At 40.8% G+C, this 22,837-nt stretch carries 21 protein-coding genes; 10 read left to right on the top strand and 11 right to left on the bottom strand.

Annotated features, from left to right (window positions below; all coding sequences use genetic code 11):
• The first annotated feature begins 28 nt into the window (after positions 1 to 28).
• From G9371_RS05350 to G9371_RS05335, 4 genes are all read left to right on the top strand, one after another.
• Positions 29 to 727 (top strand): YfgM family protein, encoded by a 699-nt coding sequence (locus G9371_RS05350; RefSeq protein ID WP_000058788.1) that lies wholly within the window; start codon positions 29 to 31, stop codon positions 725 to 727.
• Complete coding sequence (gene bamB / locus G9371_RS05345; protein ID WP_001072119.1) at positions 727 to 1,872, top strand: outer membrane protein assembly factor BamB; 1,146 nt, start codon at positions 727 to 729, stop codon at positions 1,870 to 1,872. Before G9371_RS05350 ends, bamB begins: the two co-directional genes overlap by 1 nt.
• Before the next feature lie 187 nt (positions 1,873 to 2,059).
• Positions 2,060 to 3,469 carry a ribosome biogenesis GTPase Der gene (gene der, locus G9371_RS05340; RefSeq protein WP_000805592.1) on the top strand — a complete coding sequence of 470 codons (1,410 nt, stop codon included), beginning with the start codon at positions 2,060 to 2,062 and terminating at the stop codon, positions 3,467 to 3,469.
• Between the two features lie 117 nt (positions 3,470 to 3,586).
• Positions 3,587 to 4,243 (top strand): 4'-phosphopantetheinyl transferase family protein, encoded by a 657-nt coding sequence (locus tag G9371_RS05335; RefSeq protein ID WP_001085078.1) that lies wholly within the window; start codon positions 3,587 to 3,589, stop codon positions 4,241 to 4,243.
• 67 nt (positions 4,244 to 4,310) lie between these two features.
• On the opposite strand, the gene secB is transcribed toward G9371_RS05335, so the two are convergent.
• The 4 genes from secB to rsgA all read right to left on the bottom strand — a co-directional run bounded on the left by secB (position 4,311) and on the right by rsgA (position 6,638).
• Positions 4,311 to 4,769: a protein-export chaperone SecB gene (secB, locus tag G9371_RS05330; RefSeq protein ID WP_001288260.1), complete on the bottom strand. Its 459-nt coding sequence runs from the start codon at positions 4,767 to 4,769 to the stop codon at positions 4,311 to 4,313.
• A gap of 27 nt (positions 4,770 to 4,796) precedes the next feature.
• Positions 4,797 to 5,054, bottom strand: coding sequence for a glutaredoxin 3 (grxC, locus tag G9371_RS05325; protein WP_000729828.1), 258 nt, complete (start codon positions 5,052 to 5,054; stop codon positions 4,797 to 4,799).
• 11 nt (positions 5,055 to 5,065) lie between these two features.
• Positions 5,066 to 5,482 (bottom strand): rhodanese-like domain-containing protein, encoded by a 417-nt coding sequence (locus tag G9371_RS05320; protein ID WP_000443006.1) that lies wholly within the window; start codon positions 5,480 to 5,482, stop codon positions 5,066 to 5,068.
• A 97-nt stretch (positions 5,483 to 5,579) separates the two neighbouring features.
• The gene (gene rsgA / locus G9371_RS05315) at positions 5,580 to 6,638 is read right to left on the bottom strand and encodes a ribosome small subunit-dependent GTPase A (protein WP_001173998.1); all 1,059 of its coding nucleotides are present in this window, start codon (positions 6,636 to 6,638) and stop codon (positions 5,580 to 5,582) included.
• A 125-nt stretch (positions 6,639 to 6,763) separates the two neighbouring features.
• Here rsgA and orn point away from each other — a divergent pair, with 125 nt between their 5' ends.
• The 3 genes from orn to G9371_RS05300 all read left to right on the top strand — a co-directional run bounded on the left by orn (position 6,764) and on the right by G9371_RS05300 (position 9,157).
• Positions 6,764 to 7,330: an oligoribonuclease gene (gene orn / locus G9371_RS05310; protein ID WP_000099436.1), complete on the top strand. Its 567-nt coding sequence runs from the start codon at positions 6,764 to 6,766 to the stop codon at positions 7,328 to 7,330.
• Between the two features lie 155 nt (positions 7,331 to 7,485).
• Complete coding sequence (locus G9371_RS05305; protein ID WP_001191562.1) at positions 7,486 to 8,217, top strand: Bax inhibitor-1/YccA family membrane protein; 732 nt, start codon at positions 7,486 to 7,488, stop codon at positions 8,215 to 8,217.
• 136 nt (positions 8,218 to 8,353) lie between these two features.
• Positions 8,354 to 9,157, top strand: a complete 804-nt coding sequence (locus tag G9371_RS05300) for an enoyl-ACP reductase (protein WP_002027450.1) — start codon at positions 8,354 to 8,356, stop codon at positions 9,155 to 9,157.
• 69 nt (positions 9,158 to 9,226) lie between these two features.
• Here G9371_RS05300 and adeC read toward each other — a convergent pair whose 3' ends face one another.
• The 7 genes from adeC to G9371_RS05265 form a co-directional block, all read right to left on the bottom strand.
• Positions 9,227 to 10,621, bottom strand: coding sequence for an AdeC/AdeK/OprM family multidrug efflux complex outer membrane factor (gene adeC, locus G9371_RS05295; RefSeq protein WP_161795023.1), 1,395 nt, complete (start codon positions 10,619 to 10,621; stop codon positions 9,227 to 9,229).
• Positions 10,622 to 10,643: 22 nt separating this feature from the next.
• Positions 10,644 to 12,638, bottom strand: a complete 1,995-nt coding sequence (locus tag G9371_RS05290; protein ID WP_000165905.1) for a MacB family efflux pump subunit — start codon at positions 12,636 to 12,638, stop codon at positions 10,644 to 10,646.
• Positions 12,639 to 12,640: 2 nt separating this feature from the next.
• Positions 12,641 to 13,981 (bottom strand): MacA family efflux pump subunit, encoded by a 1,341-nt coding sequence (locus tag G9371_RS05285; RefSeq protein ID WP_029423669.1) that lies wholly within the window; start codon positions 13,979 to 13,981, stop codon positions 12,641 to 12,643.
• 107 nt (positions 13,982 to 14,088) lie between these two features.
• Positions 14,089 to 15,078 (bottom strand): DNA polymerase III subunit delta, encoded by a 990-nt coding sequence (holA, locus tag G9371_RS05280; RefSeq protein ID WP_000762831.1) that lies wholly within the window; start codon positions 15,076 to 15,078, stop codon positions 14,089 to 14,091.
• A 19-nt stretch (positions 15,079 to 15,097) separates the two neighbouring features.
• Entirely contained in the window at positions 15,098 to 15,607 is a 510-nt protein-coding gene (gene lptE / locus G9371_RS05275; RefSeq protein WP_000549819.1) for an LPS assembly lipoprotein LptE, read from the bottom strand.
• Between the two features lie 27 nt (positions 15,608 to 15,634).
• A complete protein-coding gene (gene leuS / locus G9371_RS05270; RefSeq protein WP_165471260.1) occupies positions 15,635 to 18,259 on the bottom strand; it encodes a leucine--tRNA ligase in 2,625 nt (874 codons plus the stop codon).
• 186 nt (positions 18,260 to 18,445) lie between these two features.
• Positions 18,446 to 18,781, bottom strand: coding sequence for a DUF4124 domain-containing protein (locus G9371_RS05265; protein WP_029423668.1), 336 nt, complete (start codon positions 18,779 to 18,781; stop codon positions 18,446 to 18,448).
• 504 nt (positions 18,782 to 19,285) lie between these two features.
• On the opposite strand from G9371_RS05265, the gene G9371_RS05260 reads away from it, so the two are divergent.
• The 3 genes from G9371_RS05260 to ilvC are packed head-to-tail and all read left to right on the top strand — an operon-like array spanning position 19,286 to position 22,550.
• Positions 19,286 to 21,010 (top strand): acetolactate synthase 3 large subunit, encoded by a 1,725-nt coding sequence (locus tag G9371_RS05260; RefSeq protein WP_000422094.1) that lies wholly within the window; start codon positions 19,286 to 19,288, stop codon positions 21,008 to 21,010.
• Positions 21,010 to 21,501, top strand: a complete 492-nt coding sequence (ilvN, locus tag G9371_RS05255) for an acetolactate synthase small subunit (RefSeq protein WP_001215920.1) — start codon at positions 21,010 to 21,012, stop codon at positions 21,499 to 21,501. Before G9371_RS05260 ends, ilvN begins: the two co-directional genes overlap by 1 nt.
• A 32-nt stretch (positions 21,502 to 21,533) precedes the next feature.
• Positions 21,534 to 22,550: a ketol-acid reductoisomerase gene (gene ilvC / locus G9371_RS05250; RefSeq protein WP_001165443.1), complete on the top strand. Its 1,017-nt coding sequence runs from the start codon at positions 21,534 to 21,536 to the stop codon at positions 22,548 to 22,550.
• The last annotated feature ends 287 nt before the right edge of the window (positions 22,551 to 22,837 follow it).

The raw sequence follows: 22,837 nt of genomic DNA, 5'->3' as shown, positions 1-22,837 counted from the left end.
ACTGAAACATCTGGAAAAGGACAATCACATGAGCTTAAGTGATGAAGAACAATTCGACAGCTTAAAGTCGTTCGCCAAAAAATATGGTTCTGCCATGATTAGCGGGATTCTCATTGCATTGATTGCCTTTTTCGGGTGGGAATATTGGCAAAAAAGAAACCTTGCAACGAGTCAGACAGAAACTGCAAAAGTACAGCAGTTAATGGATGAAGCGAATGCAACAGCCGATAATCCAAATGCTTTAGCTTCAATAACAGCTTCGGCAGATAAGATTGTAAAAGACGATATTGATTCAGTTCAGGCGATACAAACTCAATTTGTATTGGCAAAACTTGCATATGAAAAACAAGATTATGCTGCTGCTGAAAAAGCTTTGAAAAAAGTTGAGAATTCAAAAGTAAAAGATGAAGGACTGATTCAGGTTGTAAAATTGCGTTTAGCAGATGCACAATTGGCGCAAAACAAATATGATGAAGCTCTAAAAACCTTGTCTGGTGATGTCGATCCGGCATTTAAAGCAACAGTAGAAGAGTTACGCGGTGATATCTTTGTTGCTAAGAAAGATATTGATTCTGCTAAAAAAGCATATCAAGCTGCATGGGATTCGTTACTGGAACGTAAACAAGAGCGACAAATTTTACAAATTAAACTCGAAAGTGTTGGCGTTTTAGTTGAAGATCCACAGATTGAGCGCCCAATTTTGGAAACACAGGTGGAAGAGTCTTAATGAATCAGAAATTCAAACTGCCTTTGGCAATTGCAATCGCATCGGCTGTATTGGTCGGATGTTCTAGCAACAAAGTAAAAGAAGCAAAACCAAATCCACTACCGAAATTGACTGAGTCAAATAAGAGTTTGGTGCCCGTGTTTTCACGCAGTGTTTCTTCTACGAATAAGGCAGATCCATTACGTTTACAACTTGACGCTAGCGAAGGTGTTGTTTTTACTCTTGATCCTAAAGGTGAAGTTGCTGCATACCGTGGTAAACAACGTCTTTGGGAGAAAAAAGTTAGTAAATTGGGCTTAAGCTCTGGTGTTGAAGCAGCTGAAGGTATTGTTGTTGTTGGTAACAGTAAAGGTCAGTTATTTGCTTTAGATCAGGCAACCGGTGAACAAAAATGGACTGCACAATTATCTGGTGCTTTATTAAGTCCTTCTTTAGTTCAGTCTGGTCGCGTGATTACAATTGCAAATGACGGTACTGTATTTGCACATGATGTATCATCAGGACAACAAGTTTGGGCATATAAATTGCCAAATGTTCAGTTCAGTTTACGTGGTCAGCCATCGCCAGTGAGTCTTGACCCTCGTACTGTTTTAATTGCTTCTGCAAATGCATATGTTTATGCAATTGATACGATTAGTGGTATTCCGCGCTTCCAACGTCGTGTTGCAGTAAGTGAAGGGCGTTCTGATATTCAGCGTTTAATTGACATTGATGGTGACCCGGTTGTTGCGGGTCAACTCATGGTAACAACTAGTTTCCAAGGCCAAGTAACTGTTACTGATCTCGCTTCTCAACGTGTGGTTTGGAGTGAAGATTCAAGTAGCACCAAGCGTCCAGAAGTTTATGATAATAAAGTGTTTGTTTCGTCTACTGACGGCAAGCTTACAGCTTATGACTTAACAACAGGCGAACAGCTTTGGCAAAATGATAGTCTCTTAAACCGTCATTTAAGTAATCCTGTCGTGTTGGGATCGGACCTTATTGTTGGTGATTTGGATGGTGTCTTACACCTAATCGACCCGACAACAGGTAAGTTGATTGGTCGTTCTAAAACAAGTGGTGAGGTCAATACATTACGTGTGATTGAGAATCAGCTCTATGTTTCGACCCGAAAAGGCGATTTAAGTATTTGGCAGAATCGTTAATTTTGTTCGCTTGTGCTAAAATAGCCGCTTAACAAATTACGCTGTTAAAAATATCGGGGTGTTTGAATTAAATCAGTTCAAAGCCCCGTCTTTTATTATGGTCATATCTGACCTTAAAATATATCTCCTGTACTGTTTCTAATGCTCATGCCATGAGATATGGCTGGTCTTGAATTAAGGTTATTGTATGAAACCCGTTATTGCGCTCATTGGTCGTCCGAATGTCGGAAAATCAACGTTATTTAACCAGATTACCAAGAGTCGTGATGCACTTGTAGCCGACTTCGCGGGTTTGACTCGTGACCGTAAATATGGTGATGCGACTTATCAAAATAAGTCTTTCATTGTTGTTGATACTGGCGGTATTGGTGAAAGTGAAGGCGGTATCGATAACTACATGGCCGAGCAGTCGAAAACAGCCATCAATGAAGCAGATATTATTATTTTTGTAGTTGATGCGCGTGCCGGATTGTTAGCTTCCGATGAGCAAATTGCCCGTGAATTACGTACTTTAGGCAAGAAAATTTATCTTGTTGCCAATAAGGTTGATGGTGTTCATGCTGAAGCTGCTTTGGTTGAGTTCTACAAGCTTGGTATGGGTGAACCATTACAAGTTGCAGCGAGCCATGGCCGTGGCGTACAACAAATGCTTGAGGATGTACTTCAAGATATTCCGGAAGATGAAAATCCTGAAGAGCATGACAAAGATACCGGATTGCGTCTAGCAATTATTGGTCGTCCGAACGTAGGTAAATCAACGTTAGTAAATCGCTTACTTGGTGAAGACCGTGTGGTAGCGTTTGACCAACCGGGTACAACTCGTGACTCTATTTATATTCCGTTCGAGCGTGAAGGCCGTAAATACACTTTAATTGATACAGCAGGTGTACGCCGTAAAGGTAAAGTTGATGAAATGATTGAGAAGTTCTCAATTGTGAAGACTTTACAAGCGATGAAAGACGCACATGTGGTGGTGGTTGTAGTTGATGCCCGTGAAGGTATTGTTGAGCAAGACTTACATTTAATTGGCTATGCGCTGGAAGCTGGGCGTGCCATGGTCATTGCGATCAATAAATGGGACAACATGAGTGAATACGACCGCAAGCAATGTAAGCTTGATGTTGAGCGCCGTTTTGACTTTATTCCTTGGGCTCGAATTCACCTTATTTCTGCTCTACATGGTACTGGGGTGGGTGAGTTATATCCATCAATTCACCGTGCTTATGAGTCTGCAAACTTAAAGGTATCTCCTGCGAAATTGACGCAAATTTTGAATGATGCAACTGATCAGCATCAGCCGCCGACAGTTCAAGGCCGTCGTATTAAAATGCGTTATGCGCACATGGGTGGGCAAAATCCACCAACTATTGTGATTCACGGTAACAAGGTGGATAAGACTCCAGCTGATTATCGCCGTTATTTAGAGAATGTGTTCCGTAAGGTTTACAAGCTTGAAGGTACACCAGTTAAAATTGAATTTAAGACTTCTGAAAACCCGTTTGAAGGTCGTAAGAGTCAGGTTGATGAGCGTACAGCTGCACGTCGTCGTCGTTATATTCAGAAATTCAAAAAAGCAGAAAAGAAATTTAAACGTTAATCTGTTTTTAATTGAAAAAGCCCAAAGTCTTCTTTGGGCTTTTTATTGTATTGTCTAATCAGGTATCAGTAAGGTTTTAATGCTAGCAGTGAATTATGGATGGTTCGGATTAATAAAATGAATAGTAAACATGTGGACATTTATATAGGAAAACTCAATGATTTTTTAAATCGAAAACAACACGACTTTCCCGACTTTCGTACATTTAATGAGTATAAAAAACAGCAAATACAACATATTAAAAATAAACTGATTGCTCAAAAGCTAGAGATAGCACCAACAGATTTAGTATTTGCAAAACATGAGTATGGCAAACCTTACTTACTGGACCATGCCCTGCATTTTAATCATTCACATAGCCAACAATATTATGCTTTAGCGCTGAGTGAGCGAGTTAAAGATATTGGTATAGATGTTGAAGAGCTTGATCGTAAAGTACGTCTGGATAGTCTGGCACAACACGCTTTTCATCCTGATGAATATGCAACGTGGCAAAGTCTAGAACAAGATAGAGAATATTGGTTTAAAGTCTGGACGACTAAAGAAGCTGTTTTAAAAGCATCGGGTCTTGGTATACGTTTAGATTTAAATACCTTACACACCCAAGCACATCCTACAAATCAGGGCGGATTATGTTCGCATGAGCTTATTGGGACATTTGCCTACCAAAACTTTGTGTTAGGTAATATGATCTTAACAGTCGCATGGCGTTCAGAACAATCATGCCGTGGATTCCAGTTTCCTTCTATTCAGATTCATTCACTTGAGCGTTAAATCTAAATTACTCCCATAAAAAAACCGCGGATTACGCGGTTTTTTGAGTTTAGGGTAAGCTATAAAATTAAGCTTGACCTTCAACAGCAGCAGCTTGAGCACGTTGCATGTTTGCTTCGAACTCTGCATCAAAGTTGATTGGAGTAAGAAGTAACTGTGGGAAGCTACCTTTTGTTACTAGGTCGTTTACCGCTTCACGTAAGAACGGGAACAAAATGTTCGGGCAGTATGCACCCAAAATGTAAGGTAAACGATCTTCTTCGATATTATCGATTAAGAAAATACCAGATTGAGTTACATCTACGATGAACGCTGTTTCATTATCGTTATTGGCTTGAACCACAACTTTTAAAGATACTTCAAAGTGAGTTGGGTCAATCTTTTCAGCAGCTGAAGAAAGATTGATGTTAAGTTCAGGTTGCCATTGTTTAGTGAAAACTTGTGCCCCTGGAACCTCAAAAGAAATATCTTTTGTATAAATACGCTCTAAAGCTAATTGTGGTTGAACTTGTTGTTCTTCGCTCATTGTTTTTTCCTTAATATGGATGCGATGTTAAGCCAATAATTCGTCGAGTTTACCTTCACGCTCTAAAGCATAAAGTTGGTCAAAACCACCGATAAACTGATCATTAATAAAAATTTGTGGAACAGTACGATGATTTGTACGTTGCATTAATTCAGCACGTACTTCTGGCGCTTCAACAGAAAGATTTACTTCTTTGTAAGCAACACCTTTACGCTCAAGTAATTGTTTCGCGCGAACGCAGTACGGGCATACAGAAGTTGAGTAAACAATGACATTTGCTGCCATAACAATTCTCCTTAAGCTTTTGGTTTGCTTTTAACGAGAGGTAAGCCTTGAGCTTTCCAGTTACTGATACCACCATCAAGGCGATAGCTGTCATGGTGAGCGACTTTCTGTAAAGCGCTACCAGCAACTTGCCCTAGGTTGCAAATAAATACCAATGGACGGTCACTTGCTTTTAATTCATCAGCATGACTTGCAATTTGACTATAAGGAATATTGCGGCTACCACTAATGTGACCTTCGCGGAAGTCTTTGCTATCGCGTAAGTCAATCAAAAGGGCATTTTTCGCTTTCACTAAAATACCAAGCGACTGTGGAGAAATTTTACGACCGTTACGTTGACCTTCAAAAATGAAGAACAATACGATCAAGACTCCGAGTGTACCAAACAAAATGGGGTGATTCCCCATAAACTCTAACCAGCGTTCCACAAGTCACCTAAAAAAATTAAAAACAAAATTGACCTAGAGTATAGCGTATATAGATGGTGATCAAAATCACCACTTCAAGGGCAAATGGGGTAGAAAATTAGTTTTTTTGCTGCGCTTCTTGAATCTCATCGATTAAACGTAAAAAGCTGTCTAGGCGGCGTGGTAAAATTTCACCTGCTTCAACAGCCTGTTTTAAGCCACAGTTCTTTTCATGAGTATGAGTGCAATTACGGAATTGACACGAACCTAAATGTGCTTCGATTTCAGGGAAGCCCATACGAATTTTATCTAAATCGAGATGCCAAAGCCCAAACTCGCGAATTCCCGGTGAATCAATCAAGGCGCCATTTTTACCAAAGTTGATTAAACGAGTAGAAGTCGTGGTGTGCTGTCCAAGTGCTGAGTTTTCAGAAATGATATTGGTTTTTTGTTCAGCATCTGGAATGAGCACATTAATAAGTGAGCTTTTCCCAACCCCTGACTGACCTACAAAAGCTACTGTCTCGCCATCAAGACGCTGGGACAATGCTGAGATGTCACCTTTAGAATGACAAATCATGACTTCATAGCCTAAATTTTCATACTCTTTGAGCATGTCGAGAATCGGGTCATTTTCAGTGAGTAAATCTGATTTATTAAGCACTAAAAGAGCCGGAATATTCGCATCTGCACATGCCACTAAGTAGCGGTCAATCAAAGTAGGTGCCGGTTCTGGCAGTGGGGCAAAAACAATAACGATTAAGCTGATATTCGCAGCTACAGGTTTTACTTTGTGATAGCGATCCGGGCGTGTAAGTAAAGATGTACGTGGATGAATTGCGGTAATAATCCCTAAACCTGTATTAGGGTCAGCTTGCCACTTCACTCGGTCACCAGTGACCAGTAATTCAAGGTTTGTACGGGTGTGACAGCGCCAAACGCTATTTAATTCAATGGGTTTCCAAAACGGTTCTGGTTCGCCTTCGGCGACTTGCGGTTTTTCTGGGTGATGATCAGGTACAGAAAGTGCCTGTACTTCAAGTTGACGTCCATAGTGCTGTACAACCAGCCCATCTAGATCTTGTGAAGTATCGACTTCTTCTTGGCGAGTTTTATGCTGTTTTTCAATACGACGTTGCTGTTGCTCAGTTAAACGACGCTTACGAATTAGAGCCATTCATATCCCAAAAAAACCATTGTTTGAAGACCGCAAAAATAGCACGAAGCTGGTATGGAATTACAGCGCAGAAGCAAGAAATTTGCTACTATTGATGTTTTTACGGCACTTTAGAACGTACATTCATGAGCAGTACTTTAAATACACGATTAATTTGGATTGATCTGGAAATGACAGGTTTAGATACCGACAACGACCAGATTATTGAAATTGCAACAATTATTACAGATGATCATTTAAATGTACTTGCCGAAGGTCCGGTTTTGGCTATTCATCAACCTGATCGTATTTTAAATGCAATGGATGAGTGGAATACGCGTCAGCACGGCCAGTCAGGTTTAATTGAACGAGTTCGTCGTAGTAAATTGACCGCTCGTGATGCTGAGTTACAGACTTTAGAATTTCTAAAAAAATGGGTAAATCCAAAAGTTTCACCAATGTGTGGTAACTCGATTTGTCAGGATCGCCGTTTCTTACATCGTCTTATGCCTGAACTAGAGCAGTATTTCCACTACCGTAATCTTGACGTATCTACAGTAAAAGAACTCTCAAAACGCTGGCGTCCTGAAATTATGAGTGGTCTGAAAAAAAATGCATCACATTTGGCGATGGATGACATTCGTGATTCCATTTCTGAGCTTAAGTATTACCGTGAATACTTCTTCATTATGAATACTGACGGTAAAGATTGATTAAGTTATTCAAGTAAGACGAAAGGGAGCGAAAGCTCCCTTTTTTATTGTTTAAAGGACATTGTTACAATAATGCCAAGTGGGAATTTGGCTTTCATATTCATTTTGCTTAAAATGATGTTTTAAGTTTATTTATTATAAAAAAGAGAGCATTTATGCAAAGTAATAACCCGATACTGACACGCGTTGAAACGGTCAGTGACTATAGTCAACCGATGACCGTGCAAGGTGCGATTCAAAAATCTGTGATGTTGACCATCATTGCTGCTGCAGTGGGTGTCGCTTTATTTTTCTATGCAGCCTTTACTGCAAATGTTGGTATTGCTTATGCGGCCTCAATTGTGGGTGCAATTGGCGGCTTGGTTTTAGCTTTAATTACGACTTTTAAACCAACGACTGCACCAACTTTAGCAATTCCTTATGCTTTATTTGAAGGGGCTTTCTTAGGTGGTATTTCTTTTACTTTCCAGCTGAAATATCCGGGCGTTCCTCTTCAAGCTTTATTGGCAACTTTCGTCACGACTTTGGTGATGTTTGGTCTATATAAGTTTCAAATCATACGCGCAACTGAAAAGTTCAAATCAGTTGTGATCTCTGCATCTTTGGCGATCTTTATTGTATTTATCGTGCAGATGGTGATGCGTTTAGCGTTTGGCTCAAGCATCCCTTATATTTTTGAAAGCAACTGGCTAGGTATTGGTTTCGCTGCTTTTGTTGCAGTGATTGCTTCACTGAACCTAATTTTAGATTTTGATTTGATCGAAACCAATGCAGCATATCGTGCACCAAAGTTCATGGAATGGTTGTGTGGTATTGCCTTACTTGCAACTTTAGTATGGATGTATATCTCGTTCTTACGTTTGCTTGGCTTATTGTCTGACGACTAAAAATGAGTTGGTAAAAAGTCGCTCCTAAATCGGAGCGATTTTTTTTCGTGCGATTTTTGAAAAAAGATGCATTATGCAATTTCGAAAAACGTTGAATATTGGCATTATGCTGAAAATTGTTTTGAGTGAGATCGGCATGACACAAGGACTTTTAGCAGGTAAACGCTTTTTGATTGCAGGCGTTGCTAGTAAATTATCAATTGCTTATGGTATTGCACAAGCATTACACCGTGAAGGTGCTGAGCTTGCATTTACTTATCCAAACGAAAAATTAAAAAAACGTGTAGATGAGTTTGCTGAGCAATTCGGTTCTAAGCTTGTGTTTCCATGTGATGTTGCCGTTGATGCTGAAATTGATAATGCATTTGCGGAACTTGCAAAACATTGGGACGGCGTAGACGGTGTTGTGCACTCAATCGGCTTTGCACCTGCACACACGCTTGACGGTGACTTCACTGACGTGACTGACCGTGACGGTTTTAAAATTGCTCATGACATTAGTGCATACAGCTTTGTTGCAATGGCACGTGCTGCAAAACCTTTATTACAAGCTCGCCAAGGTTGTTTATTAACTTTGACTTATCAAGGTTCTGAGCGCGTTATGCCTAACTACAACGTAATGGGTATGGCAAAAGCTTCTTTAGAAGCTGGTGTTCGTTACTTGGCATCAAGTTTGGGTGTTGACGGTATCCGTGTAAACGCAATTTCTGCGGGTCCAATCCGTACTTTAGCTGCTTCTGGTATTAAATCTTTCCGTAAAATGCTAGATGCTAACGAAAAAGTTGCACCGTTAAAGCGTAACGTAACCATTGAAGAAGTGGGTAATGCAGCGTTATTCCTTTGCTCACCTTGGGCTTCAGGTATTACTGGTGAAATTCTATATGTAGATGCTGGTTTCAATACTGTAGGTATGAGCCAATCTATGATGGATGATGAATAAGTCTTAAGATTTATTCAGACATAAAAAAAGCCGTAGTTGAAGGACTACGGCTTTTTTACTGGGCGCAAGTTATTGCGGCAGTTCTTTTACAGGCGAACCACCTAATGCCTGCATAAGGGTGACATAAGCGTTGTATTGGCTTTGTTTGGTTTCAACAAGACTCAAGCGCGCAGTACGTGTAGTTTGCTGTGCATCAAGAAGTGTTTTTAACGCAACAGCGCCATAACGGTAGCGGACTTCAGTTAAACGTTCAGTTTTTTCTGCAAGTTCGACATTACGCTCTTGTAAAGCTACTTGTTTGTCGAGTTCTGTACGACTCGACAACGCGTTTTCTACATCAGCAAAAGCCTGATAAAGCGTTTGGCGATATTGAATAATCGCTTTTTCATAATCTAGGTTGCTAATCGCGATATCTTTTTTCATATCGTTATATTGCAAAAACGGTAAGCTTAAACTCGCTCCAAGCGTAAGGGCAGGGTTACGTAATAACTCCGTTAAAGATGTACTGCTTGAACCTAAACTACTGGTTAAGCTAATTGACGGGTAGTAGCTTGCTTTAGTTGCATCTTTAGTTGCTAGTGCTTTTCTCAAGCGAAGCTCAGCTGCTTGCAAGTCTGGGCGACGTGACAAAATATCCGCTGGTAAACCCGCACCAATAGCAGGCAGCGCTGTACGTGGTAAACGCTGTGGCTCTTGAATATTGAGTTGCTGTACTGGCTCATGCAATAACACAGCAATGGCTGTACGCGTTTCAACAAGCTGTTGCTCAATCTGGCTTAAACTTGCTTTTTGGCTTTGAACAGACTGCTCGGCTTGCGTAAGGTCTAATCCTGAAACTGCACCTGCTTTATACTGAGTTTGAACCAATTGATAAAGCTTTTGTGAAGTGGCTAAGCTTTGCTGCGCAGTTGCATAACGTTCATTTAAATAGCCGAGTTGCCAGTAGAGTTTCGCAGTAGTGGCAATCAGACTTTGACCAGTAGCTTGAAGATCTTGTTCGGTTGCTAAGGCTTCCCATTTACTTGCTTCAGTTTGACGAGCAAGCTTGCCAAACAAATCAAGTTCATAGCTCACCCCAGCACTCATTGATAAACCTTTCGCGCTGTCATCTCCCGAATTTAAGTCGAAAGAATGTCCTGTAGAAACACTAGAGCTGGTCCGTAAGCCTTGTTTATTCGCGGTTAAATCAGCTTGCAAGCGTGCTTGCTTGAGTGTGATTCCCGCAACAGCCAAATCACTATTGCGCTCTAATACATTAGTTACGAGTTGGTTGAGCTGTGCATCTCCAAACAATGTCCACCAATGGTCAGAATATTGCTCAACCGATGCTGTTTTAGCTTTAGCCTTATCGTACTGAAAACTGCCTGGAACTTGTACAGCTGGTGCTTGGTAAGGTGTTTTTACTACAGCGGCACATCCCACAAGAGAACTAGTGAGGAGAAGTGCTGCGCTAAGTTTAGTCATAGAAAAAGACATGCAATTTTCCTTATTCTCGTGATAGTGCTGCAACAGGGTCAAGTTTTGCTGCATTCTTGGCAGGTAAGAAGCCGAATACGACACCAATTAGTGTTGAACATACAAACGCGGCAACAATTGATGTGGTTGAATAGGCGACAGCAAAGTTGCCACCGGCAAACTTATTAATCAGTTGTCCTAAGCCAAGTGATAGCAGTACGCCAAGTACACCACCAATCAAACATACTAAAATTGCTTCAATCAGGAACTGCTGCAAAATATCACTTTGTCGAGCACCCACAGCCATACGCACACCAATTTCTTGCGTACGTTCAGTCACCGAAACCAGCATAATATTCATTACCCCGATACCACCAACTACCAGAGAAATTACAGCAATTGCTGATACTAAGAGAGTCATAGTACTTGTGGTTTTCTCAATGGTTTGTCGGATACTGTCACTGTTCATGGTGAAAATATCTTGGGCACCGTGGCGTTGGGTTAATAAGTTAACGATGGCGTTTTCAGCAGCACTGGTCGAGTATTTATCATTAATACGTACGACAATATTACGGACATGCGCTTGCCCTAACATACGGCTCATGACCGTGGTATAAGGCATATATACATTCAGCGTGTCATCCGAACCCATTCCGCTGGTCTGAGGTTCTACAATGCCGATAATACGAGCTGGCACGCTACCCAGTAACACGACTTGCCCGATTGGGTTAGTACCATCGCTAAAGAATTGTTTTTGCGTATTGGTATCAATGACTACATCTTGTGATCGGTCGCGGACACTTCGTTGATCAAAGGTTTGGCCGTCTTTAAAGACTAGACCTTTTACATCAAAATAATCGTTACTTACGCCGTTAATAGTCGCGTTTGCTTCATTTTGTTGATAACGCATGGTCTTGGATGTACTGACCATCGGGCTGACTGCACTGACATAAGGCTGTGTCATTAATGCATCGGCATCGGCAGGAACCAGCGTTTTAAAATTGGCTGTCTTGGAGTTATCACCAAAACCACGACCTTGGAATACCGTAATTGTGTTGGTGCCTAAACTGCTAATGTTGCTCAAAATCTGTTGTTGAGAGCCATTACCTAGCGCAACTACCGTTACGACCGAAGCAATACCAATAATGATCCCCAACATGGTTAAAAAAGTACGCATGCGGTGGGCATTCATGGACAGTAAAGCCATTTGAAAGGCTTCGGATAAGCGATCTAGGGTTGAACGCCAAGCCGAAATACTTTTGCCTTTTTTCTGCTTATTTTGTAAAGCAGGTGCTGCATCTGGATCAGATTTAACTTCTTCTAAAGACTGGTCTGGAACATTAGGACGGTCACTAATAATTTCCCCATCACTAATTTCGATAATGCGCGTTGCATTCTTTGCAACTTGCATATCGTGCGTTACCAAAATAATCGTATGGCCAGCCGCGTTGAGTTCACGCAAAATTCGCATCACTTCAACGCCGCTATGTGAATCGAGAGCCCCTGTTGGTTCGTCGGCCAAGATCACATCGCCGCCATTCATTAAGGCACGTGCAATCGACACACGTTGCTGTTGACCACCTGAAAGCTGGCTTGGTCGGTTTTGCGTTTTAGTACCTAAACCTAACTCCGTGAGCAGGGCAGTAGCTCGCTGTTTACGGTCTGCTGGAGTAACACCAGCATAAACAGCCGGAACCTCAACGTTACCTTCAGCTGATAAGTCACCCAGTAAATGATAGCGCTGGAAAATAAAACCAAAATATTCACGGCGTAACTGCGCTAACTGGTCGGGCTCTAGCTTACCGGTTTCTTGACCATTAACCTTATAACTACCACTTGTTGGGCGGTCCAGACAGCCCAAAATATTCATGAGCGTTGATTTACCAGAGCCGGACTGGCCAACAATAGCAACCAGCTCACCCTCATAAATGGTCAGGTCAATGCCTTTTAAAATTTGAATCGTGCTTTCGCCAGCAGGGAATTCCCGGACCAGATTGCTGACTTCAAGCAAAGCTTGTTTTGTCATGCTTACATTCCCATTGGACCGCTACGGCGACGGTTATTACCACTGTTTGCAGAAGCTGCAGAGTTTTCTGAACTATCAGCAATCACAACTTGGTCACCTTGTTTTAATCCGGCAAGTACTTGTGCATTTACACGGTTATTAATACCTACCAAAATTTGTGTTGGTTTAGTCGTACCATCTGCTTGTAAAACGCGAACTACACTCAGTGTTGCTTTGCCTTGTTCAATAAGTTGTTTTTGTTCAGGAGTCAAATTTAAGCGTTCTAAACGGGCACCGTTACCTTGATGTTTGCGTTCTGCACTTGGAGTAGAACTTGCTTTATCTGCCGATTGCCCCTGTTTTCTTTGGCCAGAAAATTGTTTGCTACTTAACGCAGAAGATGGAACCAATAAGGCATTTTTTGCTGAATTTAATACGATATAAACTTGTGCAGTCATATCAATACGCAATTTGCCGTCCGTATTTGGAACATCAAATAAAGCGTTGTAGTAAACAGCTGAGCTGGTTGTTGAACTTGTGGTGCTGTTTGATTCACTAGAGATCGAATCTGGAGCAGGTTCGATTTGACGTAAGGTTGCATAGCGCTTGGTTTCATCACCTAAGGTCGTGAAATAGACCTGCTGACCTTTTTCCACTTTCATAATATCGGCTTCACTCACCTGTGCTTTAATCGTCATATTTTGAAGTTTTGCAATTTTGACGATAGTAGGAGCACTTTGGTTTGCGTTTACCGTTTGACCTTCTTCAGTCACAATCGCAACAACCGTACCATCAGTTGGTGCAACAATACGTGTATAGCCAATATTAGTTTGTGCTGTTGAACGCGTTATTTTTGCAGATTCAATTTGGGCATCTAATGCTTTAACTTGTGCCTGAGCTGTTTTATAAGCAGCTTCAGCCGACTCTAAATCTGCACGAGGTGTTGCATCTTGAGCATACATTTGTTGTTGACGACGATATTCGAGTTGTTTCTCGTTTAAAGAAGCGATTTGCTGAAGACGCTGTGCCTCTAAATTTTTAATATTGGCATCAGATGTTTTTAAACTGTTTTCTTGGGTGGTCGAGTCAATTTGTGCAATAAGTTGACCTTGTTTTACTTGATCACCAAGCTGTACATACATCTTTTTAACCTGACCAGATACCTGAGCACCCACACTAATGAGCTTGGTTGCATCAAGTGTACCGGTTGCAAGTACATTATTCTCAATATCCCCGCGAGTTACCTCTGCTGTAATATATTGAGGCTGCTGTTGTTTAGGCTTTAAGAATTTCCAAGCTAAGACAGCAATAATGGCGAAACAGACGACAATAATTACGAGTTTAATTGGCTTTATTTTTGGCATGGCGAGAGGTCGAAAAGTCTAAAATTTAACTTAGTATAAGAGTCAAATGAGGATAAAACGTGAATTTTTATGATATTTCAATAAAGCAGGCAAATGATTTGGCTGCCCTAATGTATAAATAATGTTTTTCCACACAGCTCGGCAATGGCTTGTTGCATTAAATGTTGGGCATTCTCATTTGACATGCCTTTGATTGCGGCATCAATTTGTAAAAGCAGGGCAGACCATCCCAAAAATTGCTGTGGATTGAGTCTTCTTAATGCTTGTTGGTATAAGCTAACTTTTGTTTTCCATATACCCAGTTGTAATGCATTATGTGGTTGTTCAAACAACTGCATTAATAAACGCATTTCTTTACTTAATGTCCATAAGATTAAGCTTTCCGGTTCACCGGAACCGATTAAATATTGAAAGATCTTAATGGACTGAGCAAGATTACCTTCTAATAACGCATCGCTTAAATCGTAAGTGGTGTAACGAGACTGATCTTGTAGACACGCATATAACTGTTCAATTTGAATCAGTTTCTGGTCTGGAAAAGTATCTCTTACCCGCATCAAGCTGTTTTTAGCAGCGAGCAGGTTATGCTCATGATGCTGCATGAGCCACTGCCAAGCATCATTGTCGAGTTGAATTTCTAACTTCTCAGCCTCAGCGGCTAATATTCGTTGACGATCTTGCGGATAGTTAGCAGTAAGGGCAACCACCACACCGTTCGCTTCAACAACTTGGAAAAAAGCAGATTTTAAGCTGCTACTGTCTTGTTTGGGTAAAACAATTAACAGCAGGTTAGTTTCATTATGCTGGATATAACTTTTTAGCTGTTTTAAACCATTGGCATCGGGCTTGATATTGCCGTGAACTTCAATCGCAAGTTGCTGAGAAAATAAAGATAAGCTGTTCAGTGCATTAAAGACATTTTTCCAGTCACTTACACTACTAATATCGTAGCGCTGTCTTTCAATGTCTTGTTGCTGCCAGCTTTTGCGGAAAGTATCGAGTAAATTTTGTTCTAATAAAGGTTCCTGTCCATGCAGGATCCACGCACCCCGAGCTTCCGGAATGCGTTTGAGGGCTTGTAAATAGTCAAGTTTCATTACTTAAGAAAAGATACGTCTATGGTTGAGCTTTTGGTAAGCGATTGGCTGAAATTTGACGAGTAATTTGCTGTGCAAGGTCATCAATTACAATACGTTGCAAGTAACTCTCTTGCTGGTTCTCAGTGTTGACCGTTGCCAAATCATATTGATAACTACGAGCTGCGGTTAAAGTACGCGGCTCTGTAATTTTATTACCTTGACGGTCTTCGATTTGGAAAGTTACAGTCAAGCGTAATAACACTTCTGTAAGTTTACCATTTAGAAGCTGACGACGAGGCGTGTATTCTAAAACACGAAGAACATAGGCGTCGTTGTCATTGCTGAGTTGAACACCATTTGCCGTTAAATACACTTTTAATTGTGTTTCAAGGTCATCGGTTTTTGCCGGTAACTCAAGGCTTAATTTTTTATAAACAAGTGGAGTCGCAGTCGGGTTAGTTCCTTTTAAATGGAAACCACACCCGACTAAGCCTGCACTAAGGCCTAAGGTTAAAACAACAGCGGCTAAACGTTGGGCTAAGTGCATGCTTGATCCTCTCATTAATACCTGTAATTAAACCACGAGGTTAACCAATTTGTTTGGAACCACAATCTCTTTTTTGGTTGGTCCTGTTAAGAACTGCTGAACTTCTGGTAATGCTTTCGCTTGAGCTAATAACTCATCTTTAGAAATATCAACAGAAACTTCAAGTTTACCGCGAAGTTTACCATTTACTTGTACAACAATCGTTTGAGTATTGCGGGTTAATGCAGAAGCATCAACTTCAGGGAAAGTTGCTTCTGTTAAGTCCGTACCAAACTGAGCCAATAAAGTTTGGCTTAAATGTGGTGCAAATGGAGCAAGTAAAGTTAACAATGTGGTGATTGCTTCACGTTCTACAGCAACGTCATTGTCATCTTTTGCTTCAAACTTATTGCTTGCGTTTAACAATTCCATCAATGCAGCAATTGCAGTATTGAACGCATGACGACGCTCAATATCATCACTTACTTTTTGAATGGTTTCGTGTGTCTTACGACGTAAATCTTGAGCATCTTTAGACAAGCTTGCTTTATCGATTGCTGTTGCAGAGTTTCCTTTTTCAAGGAAGCTTGCTGCCAGACGCCATACACGTTTCAAGAAACGGTTTGCACCTTCAACACCTGCATCAGACCATTCTAAAGATTGATCTGGTGGTGCAGCAAACATCATAAATACACGAGCTGTATCTGCGCCGTATTGATCAATAATGGCTTGTGGGTCAATACCGTTATTTTTCGACTTAGACATTTTTTCTTGTCCGCCGATAATCACTTCTTGACCATCACCTGAATATTTTGCAGAAATGATGCGGCCTTTCTCATCACGTTCTAATTCGATGTCAGCAGGGTTAAACCAAGTTTTCTTACCATTTTCTGCTTCACGATAGAAAGTATCTGCAAGCACCATGCCTTGAGTTAACAAGTTGGTAAATGGCTCATTACCTTGTACAACACCTTCATCACGCATTAATTTGTGGAAGAAGCGTGCATAAAGTAAGTGAAGAATCGCGTGTTCAACACCACCAATATATTGGTTTACAGGAAGCCAGTTTTTAGCTGCTTCAGGTTTTACCATACCGCCAGTAAAGTCTGGAGATGCATAGCGTGCGTAGTACCAAGATGATTCTACAAATGTGTCCAATGTATCTGTTTCACGACGTGCATCGCCACCACAGCAAGGACATTTCGTTTCATAGAATTCAGGCATTTTATTTAATGGGTTACCTGAACCATCTGGAACAACGTCAGTTGGTAATACAACCGGAAGCTGGTCTTCTGGAACTGTGACTTGACCACAAGTATCACAGTTAATCATTGGAATTGGACAACCCCAGTAACGTTGACGAGAAACACCCCAGTCACGTAAACGGAATTGAACTTTAGAATTTGCTAAACCTTGTGGTTCTAATTTTGCAAGGAATGCATCGAAGGCAGCTTGGAATTCTAGACCATCAAATTCGCCAGAGTTAACAAGTTTGCCTTCTTTAGAACCGTACCATTCTTGCCATTCAGTTGCAGAGTAGTCTGCATCGTCAGCACCTTTGGCATCAATGACTTGCTTAATTGGCAAGTTGAACTTGTTAGCAAATTCAAAGTCACGTTCGTCATGTGCTGGTACAGCCATCACTGCGCCAGAACCGTAAGACATTAATACGTAGTTCGCAATCCAGACAGGAAGCTCTTCGCCAGTTACAGGGTGTTTTACAAACAAACCTGTTGCCATACCTTTCTTCTCGGCTGTAGCCAAGTCAGCTTCTGCAACTGAACCCATGCGGCATTCTTCAATAAATGCAGCCAATTCAGGGTTATTTTCAGCAGCTTTAAGCGCAAGAGGGTGTTCTGCCGCAACGGCAACGTACGTCACACCCATAAGTGTGTCGGCACGTGTTGTATAAACAGTTAAGCCGTCAGCATAAATTTCAGTATTGGCAGATGGGAAGGTAATTTCCATACCAGTAGAACGACCAATCCAGTTACGCTGCATGGTCAACACTTGTTGAGGCCAGCCGTCTTGTAGAGTGTCTAGGTCGTCTAATAATTCTTGTGCATAGTCCGTAATACGGAAGTAGTACATTGGAATATCGCGTTTTTCAACCAATGCACCTGAACGCCAGCCACGACCATTTTCAACTTGTTCGTTTGCCAAAACTGTTTGGTCAACCGGGTCCCAGTTTACTGTTGAAAGTTTACGGTAGATTAAACCTTTTTTATAAAGCTGAACGAACAACCATTGTTCCCAGTGATAGTACTCTGGTGTACACGTTGCAAATTCACGGTCCCAATCTACAGATAAACCTAATTTTTTTAATTGGTCACGCATGTAAGCGATGTTTTCAAATGTCCATTTTTCCGGAGCAACTTTATGGGCAATTGCAGCGTTTTCTGCTGGTAAACCAAATGCATCCCAACCCATAGGTTGTAATACGGTTTCGCCTTTTAAACGGTAAAAACGGCTAATTACATCGCCAATGGTATAGTTACGCACATGACCCATGTGCAGTTTGCCACTTGGGTAAGGGAACATTGACAGGATGTAGCGATGTTTACCTTCGACAGTGTCGGCAACTTTAAAGACTTTACGATTTTCCCAATCTTGTTGGACTGATGGTTCAATCGTGTTTGCTTGATATTCTGGGTCAATGTGAGAAATAGTCATAGACGTAAGCTATACAACGAAAATTGAAATGAAAGATTGCTGCACAGCATAGCGCAAAATAGAGGAAAATGTCAGTTTTTAGAGCAGGATTTTATCTTTTAATCTGCGCTATAAAATTTCCCAATCTATTCTTGTTTATTTTAAATAATCGAAGAGTGGTAAAAATATTCACCACTCTCATTTTAATTATCTTGGTGCCGATACAGACGGGGCAGGTGGGACCGGGACAGCAGGTGCACCTTTTTCCACTGCTACGTTAGTTACTTCTTGCACGACTTTATCTTTATCCTGAGATGGTTGTTCTGAGTTTGATGATGGATTTTTCAACAATGGTTGACTGCCGTAAGTCGAAACTTTGTTCAAATGTTTTGCTCCTTTAGGAGGTGGTGTCGTGGTGTAATGTGTCGAGCCACTTTGATCCATCCATTTATAATATTGCTGTGCCTGACTTTGACTCGAGCAAAGTAAAATTGCTGTTGTAACGGCTATATACAGGCTTGTTTTTAAATAAGATAAATTCATATCAGTTCTTCCCCAATGTAAACTGATTATATTTAAATAAACTTTATAAATAAGCAATTTAGAATGGATCGTTTTATATAAAAATAATGAATTTTTAATAAATAATACGCTAAGAAGAGTAAATTCACGATCTAATATTAGATTAAAAAAGCAGCAGCTAAATTTTTTTATGGAAAAACCTTTTCTTTATTCTTGACTTTGTATATAGAAACAACAAAAATGCTTTCTCTAGTTTTATATGCATTTACTCGATCACCCTTCGAATAACTGTCATGTTTTGTAATAGACATTCTCTCTAGCCGAGAGATTGATTTTACTAAAGTATGTATATCCAGACATGCTTTATTAATGTTAAAACAGCTTATACGGCTGAAAAACAGAAATTTTTCTATTGCAACGAAAACTAGACAATATGTGTGCTATAACAGTGCAGACAATTCAATGAATGAAACACTATTTATGCCTTCCATAAAATAGTGATATAAGATTTTAGGGTGAATCACGTTGGAACTTTTATCTGGTGGTGAAATGCTCGTTCGCGCTCTTGCGGACGAAGGCGTTGAACATGTTTTTGGTTATCCAGGCGGCGCAGTATTACATATTTATGATGCGCTATTTCAACAAGACAAAATCAATCATTACCTCGTGCGCCATGAGCAAGCTGCTGGTCATATGGCAGATGCCTACTCGCGTGCTACAGGTAAGACTGGCGTAGTACTGGTCACTTCTGGTCCAGGCGCAACCAATACAGTAACTCCAATTGCAACAGCTTATATGGACTCAATCCCAATGGTGGTTTTGTCTGGCCAGGTTGCATCACATCTGATTGGTGAAGACGCTTTCCAGGAAACTGACATGGTTGGTATTTCACGTCCTATCGTGAAACACAGCTTTCAGGTCCGCCACGCAAGTGAAATCCCTGCAATTATTAAAAAAGCATTCTATATCGCATCAAGTGGGCGCCCTGGTCCAGTTGTAGTCGATATTCCTAAAGATGCGACTAACCCTGCAGAAAAGTTTGCATACGAATATCCTGAAAAAGTGAAGATGCGTTCATATCAACCACCTTCACGCGGCCACTCTGGTCAAATTCGTAAAGCAATTGATGAATTACTAACTGCAAAACGTCCTGTTATTTATACAGGCGGTGGTGTCGTACAAGGGAATGCTTCTGCGTTATTAACCGAACTTGCGCATTTACTTGGTTATCCGGTAACTAACACACTTATGGGGTTAGGCGGATTCCCGGGCGATGACCCACAGTTTATTGGCATGTTGGGTATGCACGGTACATATGAAGCCAATATGGCAATGCACCATGCAGACGTAATTTTGGCGATTGGTGCGCGTTTTGATGACCGCGTAACAAATAACCCAGCCAAATTCTGCCCGAACTCAAAAGTGATTCATGTCGATATCGACCCTGCAACCATTTCAAAAACGATTATGGCGCATATTCCGATCGTTGGTGCAGTAGAGCCAGTTCTTCAAGAAATGTTGGCACAGTTAAAACAATTAAATGTGTCTAAACCAAATCCTGAAGCAATTGCAGCTTGGTGGTCTCAAATCAATGAATGGCGCAAAGTTCATGGTTTGAAATATGAAAATCCATCTGATGGCACTATGAAGCCACAGCAGGTTGTTGAAACTTTATATAAAGTGACCAATGGCGATGCCATTATTACTTCTGATGTAGGTCAACATCAGATGTTTGGTGCACTTTATTATAAGTACAAACGTCCTCGCCAATGGATCAACTCAGGTGGCCTTGGCACCATGGGTGTTGGTTTACCTTATGCAATGGCTGCGAAGCTTGCTTTCCCAGACCAACAAGTTGTTTGTATTACGGGTGAAGCTTCAATTCAGATGTGTATTCAGGAACTTTCAACCTGTAAACAATATGGCTTGAACGTAAAAATTTTGTGCTTGAACAACCGTGCATTAGGTATGGTGAAACAATGGCAAGATATGAACTATGAAGGTCGTCATTCAAGTTCTTATGTTGAGTCATTACCTGACTTTGCCAAGTTAATGGAAGCTTATGGTCATGTAGGCATTCAAATTAATCATGCCGATGAACTTGAATCGAAGCTTGCAGAAGCAATGGCAATCAATGATAAATGCGTATTTATCAACGTTATGGTTGACCGTAGCGAACACGTTTATCCAATGCAGGTTGCAGGTCAATCTATGCGTGATATGTGGATTTCTAAAGGGGAGCGCATTTAATGAGACACATTATTTCTGTACTCGTTGAAAACGAAGCTGGTGCGCTTTCTCGTTTGGTGGGCTTATTCAGTCAACGTAACTACAACATTGAAACACTTAATGTTGCACCAACCGAAGATCCGACATTATCGCGTTTAACGTTAACGACTTATGGCGATGACCATAAGATCGAACAAATTACGAAACAGCTCAACAAGCTTGTTGAGGTGGTAAAAGTAGTTGATTTATCAGAAGGTTCACATATTGAGCGTGAACTCATGCTAATCAAAGTAAAAGCATTGGGTGCTTCACGTGCTGAAATTAAGCGTACTGCGGATATTTTCCGTGCGCAAATTGTAGACGTGACACCAACGACCTATACCATTCAAATAGCAGGGACAACTGAAAAATTAGATGGTTTTATCGATGCGCTTGCAGAAAACACCATTCTTGAAGTCGTTCGTTCAGGTGTATCAGGTATCGCCCGTGGCGAAAAAGTTTTAGCCATTTAATTTTTTAAAAAGTATTTTAGCGGAGAACACAAATGCAAATTTTTTACGATAAAGACTGTGACTTATCAATCATCCAAAGCAAGAAAGTTGCGATTATTGGTTACGGTTCTCAAGGTCATGCTCATGCACTTAACCTTAAAGACTCAGGTGTAGACGTAACTGTAGGTTTACGTGCTGGTTCAGCTTCTTGGAAGAAAGCTGAAAACGCTGGTCTTAAAGTTGCTGAAGTCCCAGCAGCAGTTAAGCAAGCTGACCTCGTAATGATTTTGACTCCAGATGAATTCCAATCACAACTTTACCGTGACGTGATTGAGCCAAACATCAAAGAAGGCGCGACTTTAGCATTTGCTCATGGTTTCTCTGTTCTATATAACCAAGTTGTTCCACGTAAAGACTTAGACGTAATCATGGTTGCGCCTAAAGCTCCTGGTCACACTGTACGTTCAGAATTCCAACGTGGTTCAGGTGTTCCTGACCTAATCGCAATTCACCAAGACGCTTCTGGTAATGCACGTAACGTTGCGCTTTCTTACGCTTCTGGCGTAGGTGGTGGCCGTACAGGTATTATCGAAACTTCATTCCGTGAAGAAACTGAAACTGACTTATTCGGTGAGCAAGCAGTTCTTTGTGGTGGTGCAGTTGAACTTGTGAAAATGGGCTTCGAAACTTTGGTTGAAGCTGGTTATGCACCAGAAATGGCTTACTTCGAATGCTTACACGAACTTAAGTTAATCGTTGACTTGATGTTCGAAGGCGGTATCGCTGACATGAACTACTCAGTTTCTAACAACGCTGAGTACGGTGAATACGTAACTGGTCCTGAAGTAATCAATGAACAGTCTCGTGAAGCAATGCGTAATGCATTAAAACGTATTCAATCTGGTGAATACGCGAAGATGTTCATCCAAGAAGGTGCGTTGAACTACCCATCTATGACAGCTCGTCGTCGTCAAAATGCTGCACACGGTATTGAACAAACTGGTGCTAAATTACGTGCAATGATGCCTTGGATTCAAGCGAACAAGATCGTAGACAAAGAGAAAAACTAATTCTCTTTTCTATTGTTTTTAAAAGGACCCTGCTAAATGCAGGGTTTTTTATTTTATTAGTCCCTAAAACAAGTTTAAAAAAACATCATTAAGGTCAATTGACCTAGACTTAAGAAATCCTATATTTTTCATATAATTGGATGCTTAATTTTTGTTTACTTTATTGATTTCTAAAGTAAAAAATACTTGACCAAATGTTAGATAATGTTATTGTTTATAACTGACTAAAAAAGTCGAATTTACTAATTTTTCTTTAACGTGTTTAATTGTATTTTGTGCAATGAGTT

Source organism: Acinetobacter sp. EKM10A (genome assembly GCF_011075215.1).
GTDB classification, from domain to species: Bacteria; Pseudomonadota; Gammaproteobacteria; order Pseudomonadales; family Moraxellaceae; genus Acinetobacter; species Acinetobacter baumannii.
This window is presented reverse-complemented; position numbering and strand designations above follow the sequence as displayed.